General features: G+C 43.6%; 11 protein-coding genes and 2 pseudogenes. 4 read left to right on the top strand and 9 right to left on the bottom strand.

Translation table 11 applies throughout. The features are described 5' to 3' along the window. Positions 1-106: 106 nt before the first annotated feature. The 3 genes from MKX75_RS15360 to MKX75_RS15350 form a co-directional block, all read right to left on the bottom strand. Positions 107-1,510 carry a response regulator gene (locus tag MKX75_RS15360; protein WP_339165907.1) on the bottom strand — a complete coding sequence of 468 codons (1,404 nt, stop codon included), beginning with the start codon at positions 1,508-1,510 and terminating at the stop codon, positions 107-109. Continuing rightward, positions 1,507-3,219: a histidine kinase gene (locus tag MKX75_RS15355; RefSeq protein WP_339165906.1), complete on the bottom strand. Its 1,713-nt coding sequence runs from the start codon at positions 3,217-3,219 to the stop codon at positions 1,507-1,509. Before MKX75_RS15355 ends, MKX75_RS15360 begins: the two co-directional genes overlap by 4 nt. Positions 3,220-3,455: 236 nt before the next feature. After that, positions 3,456-9,839, bottom strand: a complete 6,384-nt coding sequence (locus tag MKX75_RS15350) for a GDSL-type esterase/lipase family protein (protein ID WP_339165905.1) — start codon at positions 9,837-9,839, stop codon at positions 3,456-3,458. Positions 9,840-10,045: 206 nt separating this feature from the next. On the opposite strand from MKX75_RS15350, the gene MKX75_RS15345 reads away from it, so the two are divergent. Continuing rightward, the gene (locus MKX75_RS15345; protein WP_339165904.1) at positions 10,046-10,918 is read left to right on the top strand and encodes an AraC family transcriptional regulator; all 873 of its coding nucleotides are present in this window, start codon (positions 10,046-10,048) and stop codon (positions 10,916-10,918) included. Between the two features lie 126 nt (positions 10,919-11,044). Here MKX75_RS15345 and MKX75_RS15340 read toward each other — a convergent pair whose 3' ends face one another. Next, on the bottom strand, positions 11,045-11,782 hold the full coding sequence (locus MKX75_RS15340; RefSeq protein ID WP_076333918.1) for an SDR family NAD(P)-dependent oxidoreductase: 738 nt from the start codon (positions 11,780-11,782) through the stop codon (positions 11,045-11,047). A 176-nt stretch (positions 11,783-11,958) separates the two neighbouring features. Here MKX75_RS15340 and MKX75_RS15335 point away from each other — a divergent pair, with 176 nt between their 5' ends. Continuing rightward, a complete protein-coding gene (locus tag MKX75_RS15335) occupies positions 11,959-12,573 on the top strand; it encodes a TetR/AcrR family transcriptional regulator (protein WP_062834648.1) in 615 nt (204 codons plus the stop codon). A gap of 212 nt (positions 12,574-12,785) precedes the next feature. Here MKX75_RS15335 and MKX75_RS15330 read toward each other — a convergent pair. Continuing rightward, positions 12,786-13,119, bottom strand: a pseudogene (locus MKX75_RS15330) (substrate-binding domain-containing protein); the annotation flags it as partial. A gap of 2 nt (positions 13,120-13,121) precedes the next feature. Between MKX75_RS15330 and MKX75_RS15325 the strand changes: the two are divergent. Continuing rightward, positions 13,122-13,967 (top strand): annotated as a pseudogene (locus MKX75_RS15325) (hypothetical protein); the annotation flags it as partial. 133 nt (positions 13,968-14,100) lie between these two features. Here the strand turns inward: MKX75_RS15325 and MKX75_RS15320 are convergent. From MKX75_RS15320 to MKX75_RS15310, 3 genes are all read right to left on the bottom strand, one after another. Continuing rightward, the gene (locus MKX75_RS15320) at positions 14,101-14,958 is read right to left on the bottom strand and encodes an RES family NAD+ phosphorylase (RefSeq protein ID WP_339165903.1); all 858 of its coding nucleotides are present in this window, start codon (positions 14,956-14,958) and stop codon (positions 14,101-14,103) included. A 617-nt stretch (positions 14,959-15,575) separates the two neighbouring features. Beyond that, entirely contained in the window at positions 15,576-16,307 is a 732-nt protein-coding gene (locus MKX75_RS15315; protein ID WP_339165902.1) for a hypothetical protein, read from the bottom strand. 41 nt (positions 16,308-16,348) lie between these two features. Beyond that, positions 16,349-16,651 carry an immunity 53 family protein gene (locus tag MKX75_RS15310; RefSeq protein WP_339165901.1) on the bottom strand — a complete coding sequence of 101 codons (303 nt, stop codon included), beginning with the start codon at positions 16,649-16,651 and terminating at the stop codon, positions 16,349-16,351. A 172-nt stretch (positions 16,652-16,823) separates the two neighbouring features. On the opposite strand from MKX75_RS15310, the gene MKX75_RS15305 reads away from it, so the two are divergent. Continuing rightward, entirely contained in the window at positions 16,824-17,180 is a 357-nt protein-coding gene (locus tag MKX75_RS15305) for a DUF3221 domain-containing protein (protein ID WP_339165900.1), read from the top strand. Between the two features lie 171 nt (positions 17,181-17,351). Here MKX75_RS15305 and MKX75_RS15300 read toward each other — a convergent pair whose 3' ends face one another. Continuing rightward, a complete protein-coding gene (locus MKX75_RS15300) occupies positions 17,352-18,617 on the bottom strand; it encodes a choline esterase (RefSeq protein WP_339165899.1) in 1,266 nt (421 codons plus the stop codon). Positions 18,618-18,721: the final 104 nt, after the last annotated feature.

Raw genomic sequence — 18,721 nt, 5'->3', positions numbered from 1 at the left:
AGTTTGTGAGCATTTACCCTACCTACTGAACTACATTCGTCTAACTACGCTTATTTTTGATTAAAAACAAAAGCCGGCAGCTCCTAAAACAGGAAGCTGTCGGCTGCTAATTCCCTCGGCCTTGCTGCCGATACTCGCTTGGGAGAAGGCCTGTCAGTTCGCGAAAAATCCGACTGAAATATTTCTCATCCGTATACCCCACTCGCTCAGCAATCCAGAAAATTGTGTTGTTGGTATTGAGTAAATACTCTTTAGACTTCTCTACCCGGATGAATCGGGAGTACTCATTAAAGGTTTTTCCCATCAGATCTTTGAAACATTGACTGAAGTAGCTTCGGCTGATATTGAGTTGTTGCGAGAGACCGGAGGCCGTATGGGCCTGCTCCAAATCCTGCTGCACGATCATCACTGCTTTTTTCACGGCATCGATAATTTCCTGTGAATATGAAGTCTGTTCATCGGCCTTTCGAATGCCAGCAGCTGTCTGCTTGATCCATTCTTCAAGCTCATACCAAGACTCGAAGGAATGGATCATCGAGATTCTTCCAAGGGTAGTTTGGGCAAAAAGATGGTTCCACTCCATCACGATCGAATACAGCAATCCCATCAAATGACCTTTATGTAATCGTAATGATTTGAACTGGTCAACAAGTTGGTTGTAGTAGCTGTCATGGTGGGTCCAAGGTGTTTGGAACCAACTTTGCTTAATCCGGTCAATGTCTTCATCCTGCGGTTCTTTTGAAAATGTATCCGCCTCATTCATCGAAACAGTAATAACTTGGTTATTGGGGTTGTACGCATAGAATAAAGACGTCTCTGTATAATTCATAATCCAGCTTTTAATTTGCGACCACGTGCGATCTTGTACATCCGTCAGAACCAATAACGTACTTTGTGGGATTTGATCCAGGGAATCCTTCAATTGATGAAATAGTTGATCCTCTTCTGACGGGGGTGCAGCCCACATGCAGCTATTACGCTCAATCTCCCACTTAACCTCATCTTCAAGTGAAGTTAGCTCCATTGGCCACTTATGTTCCAATTTGCGATCCTGGGAAACAAGTGCATACACATTGGAATAATGGATATTAATCTCATTCAGTGTAGGCATCTTTCTTATCGTGTTCGTCAACCCGCTAATTCGGGTATGTATTCGATCCAGAACATGTTCGAATTGCTCTTTCTCCAGTTGTACTTTGGCTATATAGTCGATGGCTCCCAGCCTGAGCGCTTCCTGGATATAATCGAAATCCTGATGCAGTGTTAACACAACGATATGAAGTTCCGGATAGAGCTGCCTCGCAGCTCGCATCAGTTCAATCCCCGACATGACCGGCATCGCAAGATCCGTCAACATCAGATCGACCGGCTGGGATTTCAGGAAATCTAGTGCTTTCGCTCCGTTGCTGGCCTCTCCTACAACCTCCATGTTGAACTCGTTCCATGGCATCGCAGAGCTAATGCCTTTGCGTACCAGCTTATCATCATCTACAATCAATACCTTAATCATGACGAGATATCTTCTCCTTTAATAGGCAATACAAGCAGTATGCTTGTCCCGGTACCCAATTTACTCTCGATTACCAGTTGTGCTTGATCCCCGTACTGTGCCTTCAACATGCGGTGAACGTAATTGAGTCCGATACCCATTCCTACTTTTTGATGTTCAGCTACACGATTGTTCAGCAGATTATGAATGGTTTCCTCGGTCATACCTGCTCCATTATCTTGGATCATAATATTTAGTGTTGCAGTGCATGTCACTTCAATTTGAATAAACCCTTCGTCACTCAATCCATGATATAGCGAATTTTCAACCAGCGGTTGCAGAATAAAGCGAGGCACAGGAATTTGAAGCACTTGCTCATCTGCAGTAATGCGGACGTCAAATTCAAAGTCATAGCGAATTTGCTGCAAAATCAGATACTGCCTTAGCGCATCGATCTCCTCTTCCATGGTGGATACTTGCCCTAATTTGCCCAGGTTGTAATAGAGTAACTTGTTCAATGATTGCACCAGCTTGTCGATCTCCCCTTGTCCGTTCATGACCGCCAGCCAGTGCACTGTATCCAGCGTATTCATCAGAAAGTGCGGGTTGATCTGATAGAGCAGCTTTTCCACTTCCAGGTCTGCACGAATCTTCTCTTTCTGCTGCACTTCCGTGAAGAGGTCACCAATTTGATGCTGCATATTCGAAAATTCACTGAGTAGAAAATCAAATTCGGGAATCTGAGTGCGAGCTCGGCTCACTGTTCGTTGTGGATTTTTGGACATCCCGTTGATTTCCGAATGGAACAGGCCAAGTGGTTTGTAAACCATCTTCCACAGAAGCCAAGCAAGAAACACGGTAAAGCCGAGGAAAAATAAAGCGACCAGCAAAATTTGAAGCAACCACTGGTTTTTCTCCTGTTGATATTGAGCCTGCGAAATGACCGATACGACGCTCCATTTCTGTGAGGAATCCTCCTTGAACCAGTGATACCCTCGAGATATTCCGTCCTTGGCAGGATCGACCGTTAAGCTGGAGAAATTCTCTCCGACCTTCATGGCCTCCGGTATTTCACTGTACACAATGTTTCCTGTACCATCCAGAATGAGATGAGATAATGCACCGTTGTATTGATTGTAACCTAAGATATCCTGTGTAAGGCGAAAGCCGGATTCTACGTATATGTACACGTCGTCCCTTTTGGGCAGTTGTACTTTTCGCACAGCAGAGAGAACAAGTTGGTCATCAAATCGGTTCATGCTGATATGGGGACCATAATACTTAATGCCATAAGTTTGGAAGAGCACCGGCAAAGACTCAGGAGAAAAATGATCCTTAATCGGAAAGTTGCCGAACTGCGTAGTGTCTTCTTTCTGGAAATAATATAAGGTCAATCCGATATTCGGATTGGTAAACGTGACCACACTTAACTCGCTCTTTAATTCGTCCCTGGCCTCGATTAATTCGAAAATATCGGAGGACGGATTCAAAAATTCATCCAACCTTTTGCCTACAGTACCACCGTAAGATAATTGCTGCGTAACGTGATTCAGATTGGTGATGGAATTCTCCAATGAAGATGTCACCTGCTGTAAATTGCTGCGAATGCCATCATCGATCTTATTTGCGAAAATGGAGTCAATGGTATAGTAAGAGATCGCAAATATGCTGATGAAGGGGATAAACGCACTGAGAAAGAACAATAAAAAGATTCTTTTTTTGAGTGTCATGGGGACCGATTCTCCTTCTGAAAATGAAACAGCAAGCCTCCTGCGTATGGAAGCTTGCTGTGAATATACATACAGCTATGCCGGTTATCGTTTTCTCCATAGGCCTCGTCCAAGTCCAATTTCCTTTCATCATTATAGATTGATATTCAAATAAGTCAAACGCTTTCATGCTGAGTGCATATAAAAAAGTGCTACTCCTCAAAATGATGAGGAATAGCACTTTTTATATGCGTACCTTACTCTCTTACAGTCACATTTAATTTGTGTGATCTGGTTTCCCCTGAAGAATTACGAAGTACAGCTTCATACTCGTAGATTCCAGGTGCCTTTCCAGAGATTGCAGTAACCGCAGACTGTGCACCAGGAGAGTGTGAGTGCAGCGATTGTGTGTCAATCAAAACACCATTTTCGTAAAGTTCGTATTCGGTTGCGTTTGTTCCCCACCACAGATTCATGGTGACATTAAAGTTGCCGTCACCGTCCCAGTTGTCGTTCGACAGAACGGCTTGCCCCGGGGAAGCATCCGTGACGATGACTGTCAGCGGAACGCTCATGGTTTTACCCAGTGCATTAATTAATTCTCCAGTATAGATATAGGTACCATTTTTCTTTCCAGTAATATCAACTTGAACAGATTGGGCGGACGGGGATTGATCGACCAGAGAAATTTCCTTAATCAATTCACCATTCTCATACAGCTTGAACTGATTGCCGTTATTTCCCCACCACAGATTCATCGTGACCGTATAGTCTCCGTCTTTGAGCCCCGTGTCGTAACCATTGTTATCAGATAACACCGGAGTGCCAGGCGCTCCGTTCGCTAGTGGCGTTCCCTGATGGAGCCATTCCTCCCACTTAAGCAGCACATCTGCCTGCTCATCCGAGAATACGGTTCCTCGAGCTGCTTGAACGTCATTACCGTAGGATGCAAGAAGTTGACGCGCTTTTGCTCCTTCACGATCGTTTGCTGCCTGTTCGGCCTGTTGTAACGTGTTCGCAAGCTGATCAGCAAGAGCGCCGGCATTAGGATCGATCGATTCATCTGCAAAGGCGTTGGTCAGATTGATCAGGCTGTCGAATGTAGCAATAACTGCAAAACTATATTCTACCGTCTGTTCCCACCCAGCCAAATCGGAGACGGTTGCCGTAACGTGGTTTAGGCCGGGCTCCAGTGTATATGCCGGAGTGTCCAGAAGCACACCCTCCGGTTCTGCCACACCAGAACCCGTATCGGAGGCTGTATAGCCAATTTCCACGTGCTGATCAATGGTGTACTCGGTTTGACCTTGAATTTCAATGGTTGGAGGTACGAGATCAATGGATATGGACAAAGACTGTTCACTCTCTTTGTTACCGTCAACATCGACGCTCCAGTAGGTGATGGTATGCGTTCCTTCTTCAGTTAGAGTCAACTGTGTGCCACTCACTGTTTCCCCACCATTAATTTGATAATAGGTTCCTTCGATCTCGGAATCTTTATCAGTTGCTGCAAAGGTTACTTGGACTGGAGAAGTATACCAGCCGTTCTGCGATTCTCCTTCTACAGTTGCCGTGGTATGCGGGGCTTCCTGCTCCGGAGATTCCCCTTCCAGCGTAACAAAGTCAGACAGCGTTATATTCAATTCCTTCACAAGACGTGCCACGAGTTCAGACACCTTGATTGCACCGTTCATTTGCAGGTGTGTATTGTCTTCGGTTGTACCTACCCACATGAATATCGATTTGGTTCCTTCTGTGCCAAGTTCTTGGAAATGTTCCCAACTGGCTTGGTTCAGATCAATGATGAGTGTGTCTGTTTCCTGAGCTGTTTCTTTCATCGCCTGTACGTATTCCGGGAAGCTCTTGTTCAGCACCTCTCCGGTAAAATCACGACGGTTTACTGGCGTGACCAGAACCGGAATCGCACCTCTTTGCAGAGCGCCATCAATGTATTCTTTCAGATATACCTTAAACTGTTCGGGCGTAAGATAACGCTCTGGACGTGAAGGTGTGGAATCGTTATGAGACCATTGCATGAACAGATAATCGCCTTCATGAATGTCGAGTAAAATATCGTTGAGATATCCACCGACCAAGAAGGTTTTGCTGCTCAAACCTCCAACTGCCCGGTTATCAATACTGACTTCATTTGCATCAAAATATCCACCCAATGTTTCTCCCCAGCCTGCTTGCGGACGATAGTTTTCCGCGTAATTGGCCACAGTGGAATCGCTGGCCAAATAAATAACAGGTTTATCGCTTGCACTGTGATCTGGCAGTCGCTCCAGCTTCAGCGCATTGATCTTCGGTGCATTTCCGGTGAAATTGAAGTTAAAGACTCCATCAATCAGGGCAATGTCATACGTGATTTCTTTGAATTCACCCTTGGCAATGCTTGTAAGCGGCAGCTTGGTCATCTGCTCTACAACAACATTCGCGCTGGTCGATTCTTGAGTATCCCCGATGGTCATCGTTACCCGGTAATTAGCCGGCTCCATTTCCACCAGGAAGGAGGTACCGTTTACTCGTGTGAAATCTTCCTTGAGCGAATCTCCGGTTTCCCGGTTCTCATCTTTGATCAGCGCAGTATCGGCAAATCCGTACCCGTTACCTTCGATGTACGCTCTTTTGGCATCGACTTTGATGTATCCGTCGGCTGCGCCACCAGAACCAAAGTCGAATTTGTATTCGTTAATCTCTTCGCCCGGTTCACTTGTCAATGAATCCTTCGCGACAGTTAACATGTTAAGCGCATGGTCAACTTGAGCTTGGGTAGCTTCCGTATTGAAAATGGCTTCCGCAGCTGCCAAAGCCCGGTTCACTACGGCCTTCGATGCATCTGTATAATCCGACAGATCTAGTGCTTTGATCTCATCATACAGAGCGATCAATGCAGTCTGATCGCCACCCTCCGAAGAGAGCTGCGTTCCTTCAATTCGCACGTTGTCGATCTGGGTAGTCCAGTTTAACGTGCCTCCACCGCCTTTTCTCGTTCCCAGGAACCGCATGGATCTGACATTGTCCGCATATGCGGCGGAACTTAGTGAGATATCTGCAATCGTTTGGGTAACTGTCGGATCCGCAATGTTCGTTAATGTAAGATCAAGTGTTTTCTCGGCAAAATTAACGGTAGCATCCACATTGACCCACTGGTTCTTGGAAATATCTGTAGCCGTTCCCCCTTCAGGTATGGCTGTATCCCCTGTGCCGTAATCCGGATTATATGCACCGACAAAATAATGAATTTTGGTGCTTCCAGTTTTCGTAAACAGCGTGAACAGGGCATTTTCGTTCGAATCCTGGACCGTGAGATGACCTTCTGATGGATAGGCACTCACATTACCGGATTGCCAGTCAAAGTTCACGTTCACCTGATCGCCGTTTACGGCATCGAACAGACGGAACACCTTGGCCCGATTGCCCGATCCGGAACCTGCGACGGACAATACCTTATTTCCGGATTGTTCAACCACCGTTCCGGTCATGGTTCCTGCAATACCCGTGGCATTGACCATGGCATACTGGTAGTTGGTAGCATCGCCTTCAAAATCCTCCTCATAGAGCTGGATTTCCGGCTCTGGCTCAGGTTCGGTAATATCCGGGTCGATGACCAGCGATGAAATGCTCAGCTCCAAGTCTTTGACCGCACCGGCAACGAGTCCGGCAATTTTCTGCGCACCATAGCTGCTGAAATGCGTATTATCGTTGATCCCATTCGGGTATTTTGGATATTCACCCGGATTAGCATAAAGGAACACTTTCTCCGTAGCTGTATTACCAATTTTGTCATAGTACGCAATACTTAGCTTGCTGAGATCAATCAGCGGCACATCAAGCTCCTCCGCCACTTCTTTGGCTGCCTGCACGTATGCCGGGAAGCTGACGTTGAATTCTTGAGTCACCGTGTTGAAATCTCTGCGTCCAACCGGAGTGAGCAATACCGGTGTGGCGCCGCGCTGTTTGGCACCGTTTACATAACGAGCTAAGTAGATCTTATAATCCTCAGGGGATGCATACCGGTCCGGTATCCCTGCACTCGCGTCGTTATGACCAAAGGAAATGAAGAAGAAGTCCCCCGGCTTAATTCGTTGCAGGATCGTATCGAGACGACCGTCTACCATAAACGATTTGCTGCTTCGACCACCGATCGCATCGTTCACGATCACTGCCCCATTGGAGAAATAACGTCCGAACTGTTGCCCCCATCCCTCTTGAGGAGCTTGCATTACACTGTACGATTGCATGGTTGAATCACCGGCCATATAGATCGTCGTTGCCGCACCAGCCGCTTTCTCTGGATATTTCTCGATGAGGACGTCTTGGATGTCTATGGCTGTACCCGTGAAGAGAAGATCGAGCTGTCCATCCACCAATGCAACATCATAGGAATACTCCAGCGGTGTTCCCGCTGTCACATTCGTTACAGCGAGCTTCTGAACGAATTCGGATTTGACCCCGACGTTCGAGTCATGTGCATCATTGCCTAATCGTAGCGTCACCTTATAGTTGCCATTGGGCAGGTCAACAGCAAATGTTGTACCTGTCGCAACCGAAACCTCGTTTACTCCTACGGTAACACCGCTTGTATCCTTGAAGCCGTATCCCGTCTCTTGTGTGTATAAGGTGTCTTGTATAGCTGTATTTCCTGACGCTGTCTCTGTACCGAAATCAAAGCGGTAAACCTGCTCCGGCATTTCTGCTTCGCGAGTCAGCGCGAGATCGGCTTTAGGGAATGCTGTAGCTTCCGCTCCAAGATAAAAGCCAGTATGAGGCGGCTGGTTGTAGGCTACATTTTGCCAAGCTACGCCAAGTCGATAAACAGGGTCCTGCATCAGCGTAGGGATGCGATAGTCTGTAGGGATGGTCGTCGTATAGAGACGATATTCTGAACTATCTTCGCTCCGCAGCAGAAGTTCCTCACGCCAGTCACCCAGAATATCCGCCTGAAGCGCCGGATTTCCTTTGGTGTGGTTGTTCGTTAATGTACCAGTTGCTCGGAAGATTTCATCCAGCTTTTTGTTTTCGTAATCCCACTTATAAATGAGTGGAATTCCTTTCGCGGTATTGTTATCCCACTCATGGTCAAACAGCTCCCGCTGAAGATCTCCATCCCACCAGATCGCAAAGTTTGCGGTTTTTGGTCCTTCTTCCGCAGTGTAGATAGCTTCTCCGGCTGCTGAGTAGGTATTGGTTACAGGAACACTTTGCCCGTTGGTAATGGTTGTGGCCCATGATTCGTATCCTGGATAGTTCGGATCAATATCCGCTGACATGCCGCGACCCGTGTCAAAGCCTGTTTTCTCACCCCAGAGAATTTCACCTGTTGCCGCATCGCGCATCTCCAGTCCATATGCCGCATCCGAATGCTCGTGCACGCTTACGACCTGGTAGCCCTCCCGGTTCGGATCGAGCTGACCGGCGTGCATGGCGTCGCCGTGGCCGAGTCCGGTGCTGTAAAGCAAGCTGCCATCATCGTCAATGGCCAAGGCACCAAACATGATTTCGTCCTTGCCGTCATTATCGGCATCCAGCACACTTAGATTATGGTTACCCTGTGATTGGTATTGTGATCCAGCTTCGTTCGTGTCGAAAGTCCAGCGTTTGACGAGTTCCCCGCCAACATAATCATAAGCAACAAGTACTGTGCGGGTATAATAACCTCGGCTCATCACGACACTTGGCTTTGTGCCATCCAGATAAGCAATTGCGCCAAGGAACCGGTCTACCCGGTTACCGTAGCCGTCACCCCAATCGCTGACGTTGCCTCTTGGTGGATCGTAGTCCACGGTGGATACGGCCGCTCCGGTCTCACCATCAAACAGGGTGAGATATTCCGGCCCTGACAGTATGTATCCGCCCTCGTTGCGATAATCCTTCGTCCCGTCACCAATGACTGTACCTTGGCCGTCCTTCGTGCCGTCCGCCGTCTTCACAACCACCTCGGCTTTTCCGTTGCCATCGAGATCATACACCATTAACTGCGTATAATGCGCTCCGGCGCGGATGTTGACTCCCAGGTCAATCCTCCACAGCTTGGTGCCGTCCAGTTTGATGGCATCGATATACACATTGCCGGTATAACCTGCCTGCGAGTTGTCCTTGGAATTGCTCGGACTCCACAGGAAGACAATTTCATATTCGCCATCGCCGTCCAAGTCAGCTACGGAAGCGTCACCTGCATAGTACGTATAGGTTCCACCATCTTTGGTCCGTCCGTCGGCTGGTTTATCCAGCGGAATAGGCAAATAATCGTTATGCCAGACCGATGCAACCTCCGGCTGCATTTGCTCCTTGCCCGCAATAACGGTGGAGATCTGATATTGTGAACTGTCGAAACCAGTGGTGTCTACATAGTTTGTCACATCGCTTATGGGCGAAGCGTTCACTTTGGTTCCATTTTTATATATATTGAAAGCGATATTATCCGGATCATTGTTCAAATACCTCCAGCTTAAAAAAACGCCGTTGTCTACAAGAACCGCAACCAGACCTCGGTTAAGATATTCTCCTTGGCGACCCGGCAGGCTGCTTGATGACTCTGCACGTGCTGGCGCCGGGGGGATGACCAGTGAAATGACCATAAGGAGCGCTAATAAAGATACAAATATCGATTTCTGGATGGAACCCTTTCTTCGGTTCATTGGATTAAGTCCTCCTTATCTAAAAATAATTTTTTAGAATCATCAGTTCGATCTGCCCTGCTTATTGTCAAATGAACACAAACTACAGTCACCCCCTTCATATGTTACCGCTTACATTTATCTTACAGGTCTAAAAAAAGACAGACAATCTAAAAAATGTGACGTATTATATAATATAATTGACTTTTTTAGGAAGGGGATGAAAGATGGTTCATACGGTCTCTTATGCTTTTCGTAATGACGATACATCGATTATGACACTGGACTCTATTGGATGGCAGATCGTCTCAAGCGAGGAATATCGTTGTCCGAGTGACAATAGACCGGACCCGGGGCACGTTGTTTTTCAATATACGCTTAATGGCCAGGGTTATCTTGATATTGACAATCAAACGCTCCCTTTACCGAAGGGACATGCATTATTTGTTAAAATCGCAGGAGAACACTGCTATTACTATAAGCAAGAGAATAATGAACCATGGGAATTTATATGGATAAACATTCGTGGGGATGAAGCCAACCGAATTTGGGATATGATCCATGATAATGAGGGGCATGTCATTCTACGAAACGCGGATTCTCCCCTGATTCAAGAGTTATGGCAAATCATCCATTTGATTCATCAGGATAAAGTTACGGACAAGTATCGCTTGTCCATGCAAGTCTATCGGTGGTTGCTCATCTTGGTGCAGACGAGTCGGGATGCGGAGAAGGATATCGGTGCCCTTTCCATAACAACGATTGAGAAATGTAAAAAGTTCATCCGAGAGAATTATGCATCCCCATTGACGTTGGATCTTCTAGCCAGCCATTGTGATATCAATAAACACTACTTGTGCAGGTTATTTCAGAAATCCGAGAAAACATCACCGCTAGCCTATCTCAAAGACAGGCGCATTGAAGTTGCAATCCGACTGCTTCGCACGACCGAACTTCCGATTTCACAGATTGGCCAACAATGCGGCTTTGAGAGTCCCAGCTACTTCGGCAAAGTTTTTCGTCAATATATGTCCATGTCCCCCAAAGAATATCGCATGAATAAGTTAGAGTTTCCTTACGAGGCCATCTATTATGAATAGCCAAACCGCTGTTTGCTAGTTGTCTTTGGCTCGGGAGATATACTTTTTCTGATAAAATAAAAAAAGCCGCTATAATAATAGCGACTTTCAATGGGACTATGTTCTTGTACTTCGATAACGCTACTCTTATTGAGCGGTGTATCCTCCGTCTACGATCAGACTATTTCCTGTCATGTATGAAGAATCGTCGCTAGCTAGGAACAGAACAGCTTTCGCCATTTCATCTGCTTGACCCAGACGTTTCATTGGTGTTGCCGCAGAAAGTGCTTGCTTGCTCTCTTCCGGGATAATCGGTGTGTCGATGAAGCCTGGGCAAAGGGAGTTCACCCGAATATTTTGCTCAGCATACTCCAGCGCGAGCGAACGAGTCAGGTTCACTACTCCGCCTTTAGCTGCATTGTAGGCTGCTGAACCAGGCGATCCAACCCATCCGTACATGGACGCCGTGTTGACGATTGTGCCTCCGCCAATTTTCAGCATTTCGCGGATCGATTCACGAGCGACCAAGAATACGCCGTCCAGATCAACATTGACCGTATTGCGCCATTCTGCATAGTCAAGCTCATGCGTCGGATGAACACGTCCGATTCCCGCATTGTTGAATACGATATCCACTTGACCAAATGCTTCTACGGTTTGTTTGAAAATCTCAGTAACCTCTTCTTCACTTGTTATGTTTGCTTTAATGAAGAGAGCTTCTGCTTTAAGCGCTTTCAGTTCCTGCTCAAACGCCTTGCCTTTTTCTTCATTCAGATCCACCAAGACCACTTTAGCTCCTTCGGAAACGAATAAGCGAGCTGTCGCTGCACCAATCCCGGATGCTCCTCCTGTGATGACTGCAACTTTATCTTGAAGTTTGCCCATGAATAAATCCCCCAGTATAATATTTTGAATAGCGCCTATACAAATAGTGCTATATGATGTTTACAAAACTAATTCTATGCTTAAAATTGTAACAATCCAATCATTAAGATATGACCAAGTGTCTACCTCGTAGACACTTTATAAAACTATGTCTATATTTATAGGAGTTTTTTTGAATGAATGATGAACTTATTGTGACATCTCAACATCGTAATCGAACCAAGGAGCATCTAAAAACTGCTCTCATTCAGCTCATTAAGAAAAAAGGCTTCCATGGTGTTTCTGTCAAAGACATCGTGGATCAGGCGGGCTATAATCGCAGTACATTTTACTTACACTACCAGGATAAATACATTCTCGCCGAAGAATTGCTGAGTATGACACTCGGAGGATTGAGGTGCGCCGTAGGTAAACCCTATTGGCATGGTCAAAAGGTCTTAACAAACAAGCTTAATGTCGAATCTTTTCAAATCGTGGATTATATCTACGAACATCGTGACTTCTTCGAACTAATTCAGTACGATGATACGTTACCTGGTCTGCATACAGGCTTTCCACAAACCATACTCAAAATCTATCAGGAGCAGTTTGTCTTCGAGACAATCAACAACTCCCCAGTTAACATGGATTATTTCAAGTATTATACCGCCTACGGTTTTTTTGGACTGTTGAACAATTGGATATTAAGCGGATATCGTGAGTCGCGAGAGTCATTTATCAAAAACGTGATTGAACTCACCAAAACGCATATTCACTCTTTTCATTATGTGGGTAACACGTTTGATTCATGAGCTTGAGTAAGTTGATTAAATTAGATGCATATATATAAGTCGCTACATAAACGACTTCTACACGTAGCTCTAATCACAACGGGAATACAATCTTTTGGATCCTGCGCACGCAAAGTAAAAGAATACATACCAATATTCCGAAGTAGAAATGTTGGTATGTATTCTTTTGAAAGCAAAAATATTGATCCTCGATCTTTTCTTTAAGGTTTCTTCTACTTATTCTCCTCCTGTGAAGCATAAACTTCCCTTGTGGTTTAAAGATAATATAATCGGTGACAACCACTTATCCTTATGCCACAACATCTATGTATATACATGCAAGTCTGGAACTTGCCATGGCAGGACAATAAGTTCTCCACGTTCAACTTTGGCTTCCGTGACAAGATCAGGAAGAAAAGGAAATACCGATACCCGAAATTGCATTGCTTAATGGCTTCAGCACTTTGAAACTCTAAATATGTAATGCTGTCATTGCCCTCTTTCTCAAATGAACGGTCAAACATAGTTCGATAGGGGACAACCCTTTTCATTTGTCAGGAACACTTCCACTGGGCAATGGCTTATCTACATCTCCCACGAACACACCTCCCCCGTTCGAACGTGCTTATTTTCCGTAGGTAACTAACTATGATAAAACTAACTATGATAACGTTAGATTACAGCATCGCTGGTGAACGAGAAGTTTGGGATTCAAAAAATAACTCTCGTAGTTGTTTGATCCACGGGAGGCATTCAGGCATTTCAATGGGGGGCGAGTTATCCGGAGATGGTGGAACGAATTGCAGCGATCGCGGGAATTGCCGAGACTTGGCCTCACACATCTGTAGTTATGGATGGTGTAAAAGCTCCACTATTGTCTGTGGTTGGCTTTGATTCTAGCAGACTAGACCAACTGACGTCTGAAGACATGCGCGCTGTTGGCCTAGTCTATGCAGGTTGGGGACTATCGCATGCATTTTATAGAGAAGAGCTGTATCGTGAGATGGGATTGAATCTTTGGAAGATTTTTTGGCTGGTGTATGGGAAAGTAGCTTTATGAATATGGACCCGCATAATGTACTCGCTATGTTGTGGACAGGCCAACACGCAGATACCTTCCTATAACGGAGACTTCGACCACGCCCTTAAGAGCATTAAAGCCCTTGCCTGTATCATGCCAGGTAGCACGGATCTATTCTGCACAGCGGATGATAATGAATTTGAAGCTAAACTCCATACCTAATGCCATGTTTAAACCGATACAACCGATCTGGGGTCATTTTGCCGGTCGTTGAATTAATATTGCCGATAATCAATATATTGATGACAATCTAAAACACTTGTTGGGGCTCATACAAAGGGGTAGATCATCATTGACATTGGATGTTCGTATTTTATCTATTCAGAATTGGTAGAAGTTCTTGTCCATGTCTTAGGCCAAGAACTTCTATTGATAAATTAATTTTAATGGCGACTTTCAATGGGACAATGTTCCTTTTTATTAACAGTTTTGAATGAGTCAAAGTTCTTGTCAAACGATTAAAGGTATTAAAATTTAAAATCTTCATCAGACAAAGATCTGTCTCTTGGCTCCGTAACATATTCAATTCCAATAACATCTACAATTTCACTGTCTACAAATTGAATATTGTCTTCACGGAAGAATACATAATTAGTACCTTCTGCTAACGAACTTCTGAACGCTATGCCATCAAAATTTTTGCTATCTGCAAGTTCTGCTATAAACTGGGTAGCTAAGTAGCCAAAGTCACTTGTTGAAGAATCAATAGGTTTAGATAATTCTAACGTAATAGTATTTGCTAATCGGTATAACTCGTACTGCTGATATAGAGGAAGACTGTTATTGAATTTAGATTTTTCGAGTTTAACAAAACGGTGGGGTTTTGTAGTTGCAAGTTTTGCTACCGAAACAGGCACAGCTTTTGAAGGCCTGATTTCAGCAATTGCAGTATCTGGATCGGATGCTGTGTATAAGTAGGGAATTCCTTTGGAATTAATCCGTCCATTACCAACCAAGTTTTTTGGAGGACACATGATCTCGTCTCCGCTATATGCGCGAACATGTGAAGAAGTTCCATTCCTAGCTCTATAGGACGTAAAATTCTCCCCAATCTCCTCTATATTGATTTCCATTATTTCAATTAAGGCTTTCTGCAACTTCTCATTAAATGTGAATGCAAACCTACTTCTATGTTTAAGATCTTCTTTAAATTTACTCCATAAACCAAGGAGTTCACTGTCTATTCCTGAGCCATTTAACGTAAAGGTATAGTTTTCTGTGATATCCAAAGAGCCATGGGTCATGTCAGAAAGCAATTTATTAATGTTTTGAGGACCTAATGACACATTGAATAAGTTAAATTGCGTTGTCAACCATTTACTCAAAGGATGCCCTTTCCTATTTTCTGTAAATGGAGAAATACAACGGAAAATTTTTGTTCGTAATTCATCATGCTGTATATCTAAGATCCGTACATTGTGACTTAGGCAGTAATCGCATCTTCCAATTTCTTCATTCTCGAATATTTTCTTGATATAAATGTTATCAAAACAATTTTCACAACAAAACATGGGTCACCTCTAGGGATATAATTTTGTAGTCTATGACTCAGACGAACCACTAATCAGAATATCTACATATGGCACGTATTTCTTAGGTTCAACTTCTTTATATACGCGTACAAAATTGACATTAAAGGTTGAGTAAGGATTATTTCATTAGCTTTGAATTACAAAGCATGTTTTTCTTATATCTGCTAAACTATTTAGATCTACTGTAAGATCCCCTACGCTTTTTTCATTATACAGTCAGATCCTTACCATATACAATCTGATATTCTTCCTTCAGAAACAACTTGTCCATAACAATTCCAATCCTGATTAAGTCTTATTGAGAAGACATCTCCTATCTTCACCGAAACTCTTTTTTTCATTATTTTTTCCCTTACTATTTCTTTTTATTTGACATAGTTTTCAAAGTGGAAGTACTAGCGGCCAAATAATTAATGTTCTAGGGTTGCAGAAAATTTTTCAGTGCCTGTTTCATTAATTAAAGCAACTTCAAAATCAGAAACCCATGTAAGTTCACCTAGATGTTTAGCATAGGCGAATTCATCTGGTTGTTCTGATATGACCTTCTCTAAAAGTACTTGCGTACCATCTCGTTGAAAAATACATAGGAAAATATCCATGCTATCTACATTATGATGGCATATGACTCTAGCATTGTACTTCTTATTAGGGCTCTTTACATCCTTTTTCCAAGTCCATTCATTTACATAATCTAACTCCTCTATTTGCAAAGCTATCTCCCTAAATGGATCAATATCCCAATTATTACGTAGAGCAAGTTTCTCTATGCCTTCCATTAGCAGTCGAAGCGTAGTCTTTTTTTTCTCCAACTCATTTTTTTCACTAAACTCATTCAAACTAAATTGGATTGGTACCGAACACACACCAGAATCGTTAACAATCCGTTCATCCGAAATGTTTTCTACACATTCTATTAGGACTTTCCAACAATCTTTCGTTTTGTATTTCCCAAATAGACGTTCATACAATGCTGTAATACAGCGAGTTTCCCAACTAAAAGAGCGTCTTTTCCATTTCCAATTCAACGCATAATCTAATTTTGTTGCTTCGTTGTACTCACAATTTTGTTTTTTCATTATAGATTCAATATTTTCATCATCTGCAATATACGGTAAATCCAAATTGAATTCTTTTAGATACATCTGGTTCTCTCCTTAGATTACTCCCGATGGTTAGTGCATTATTAACTTCTATCCAAACTTGAAGCCCAATTTTTGAAGCAATTAAGCATCTCTTCTAAATTTTTTGCTCCCCCTGCACTGTGAAACACGCCATCTCTCACGATACAGTAGAACCAATCTTGTTCATTTCTCTCTTCTTCAATTGAATCAAATGGCACATCTTCTAAATATGTATCCATCAAGTCGATTTCAACAGACCAACCAGGATTATCTACAGTATCAATTCGCACACCGTATGAATGTTCCCAATCGCCGTCACAGTTTTCATAATACCAGCTTTGAATCCATTTTAGGGTATCCATCATCGTGACCTCTTTTTAGTTTTTTCTACTCTAGGAACTTATTATTTAAAGGAATCCTCATACCATGTTTCATACTTTTTTCGTATGAATTACCTTTTAGTAATAATTTGCTTTTTTTATGTAGGTTATACTTAAAAGCAAGGGGAAAGCTTTATTTCAAATCAAGGAGGTCATTATGAGAAAAATAATATTGTTTATCTTCATTAGTATGATTATACTTGCCGGCTGTTCTAACAAGGATGAGAAAGAAAATTATCCAGTTTTCGAGGGTACTGTAGTATTTAAAACAGATGAAAATGACAAGTACAAATTTCTTGTACTACAAAATATAAGTAAGGAAGATCTGGAGAATGGAAATCTTGAGGATTTTATAGAACTAGCACAAGACCAGGAAGCTTCGTATTATTTGGTCAATAGAGAAACATATGAAACAATTGAAGTAGGGCAAAGAGTAAGAATCACTGCTGGCTTTGACCAACTAGAGCCCTCGCCACCCATTAGAACGGTTGTGAGTATTGAAAAAATAGGCTAAGAATTCTTCGATTGCCCAAAAGATAAAAAGACCTTAACGTTTCAAAGCAAACGTAAGGTCTTTTATCATTTTGTTTTTAAGAGTTCGGAGTTAAATCTCGTACGGTTAAATCCGACCGGCCTCTCCTCTCATTAGCCCTCCCGAAATTCATTCAAATCAATGCTAAGGCTTTTAAGGTTTTTTAATCATCTCTACGCCGTCAAAGGTAAGGCTGTCAATGTCCGTTTCTTTCTTCAACATATACTTATCAAAGAATGCCTTTGTATAAGAAATGATAATGTTACGCTGTTCCATCGCGTCTCGGGTTCCTCTGGATGCTTTATCCGTAGTTGTAAACAAGGAATCGGAGAAGTCACCGTGGACTACATTATCAATAATGGCAAAATAGGTGTCCTTGCTGTTGGATTCAAGCAGAAATGCATTTGTATTATAGGCAAGCACGGTGCTGAGCTGCATGAAGGGTTTCTTAAAATCGCTATCCAGGGCACCTAACATATTACCGTCTAGATTCACAGCGCCGACAAATCGGTCATCGTCACGGCTAACAATTGCCGCTGTCGTTCCTCCAAAAGAATGTCCGAACACACCCATTCCGAGATCAAGCTGCAATCTGCCTTTAAACATGGAATCTCTGTCACCTGTATTCATTTTGTACAAGTTATCTGCAACATATCGAATATCCTCGCTCTGTAAAACGGCATATTTCGCAAACTTGACTGCTTCAGGCGCGGAAGTTAATTTGCGAGCAATCTCAATAGCTTCTTCTTCCTCAAGCTTCTCAGTCACAATTTCAGGTGGAGTTAGGGTGGCTGCTTCCATTCCGTATTTTGTTACTTCGTCCATAAAATTCTCAGACAATCCAACTGTTCGTCCATCTTTAAGTTTGTACACACCACTTTCGGCATGGCCGATAGATACCACAATATAGCCGGCGCTTGCCAGGTCTTGAGCAAACAAAGTGCCTTGCTGTGGGTAAGCGCCTGCGCCATGAACAAAGAATAAAACCGGATATTGTTTTTCCTTTTCAGATAAGGCCAGATCGTCGTAAGACCATGTCTTGAAATTGGAATCAAACAGCTGCTCACCACCCGCTGTGCCCCCTAATCTAACCAAAAGCTCATCTCTCAGTGAATGAAACTCCGGAAAGGCATACTCTGCCGTCGGCTTGCCCTCATTGCTGTCGGACGGATAGAAAAATAATGCCGTCAGTTCTCTTTCTGAGTGGTTGGATGCTGTGTACTTGAAGTCCATCTGTGTACGCCCGACCGTATAACTTCCCATCGGTTTTGGAAACTCATTCTGTGCGGAAGCAACGCTATTTTCAGGTTTCGGAATTTCCTCCTGTATGGAAGTCCCGCTATTAGTGCTGCTGCAGGCAGAGAGCATGGTTAGTGAGAGAACAGTCGCCAGAATCGTTGTCAGTCTTTTTTTCATCATTTTTCCTCCAATTTGTATTCATGCATCTATCATAAACGGAGGAGAAAAATAAAAAATCGTACAAAAGGGCAAGACCCCAGTGTACGATCGGGCAAATCTATGAA

This window comes from Paenibacillus sp. FSL R5-0341, assembly GCF_037975235.1.
GTDB classification, from domain to species: Bacteria; Bacillota; Bacilli; order Paenibacillales; family Paenibacillaceae; genus Paenibacillus; species Paenibacillus amylolyticus_A.
This window is presented reverse-complemented; position numbering and strand designations above follow the sequence as displayed.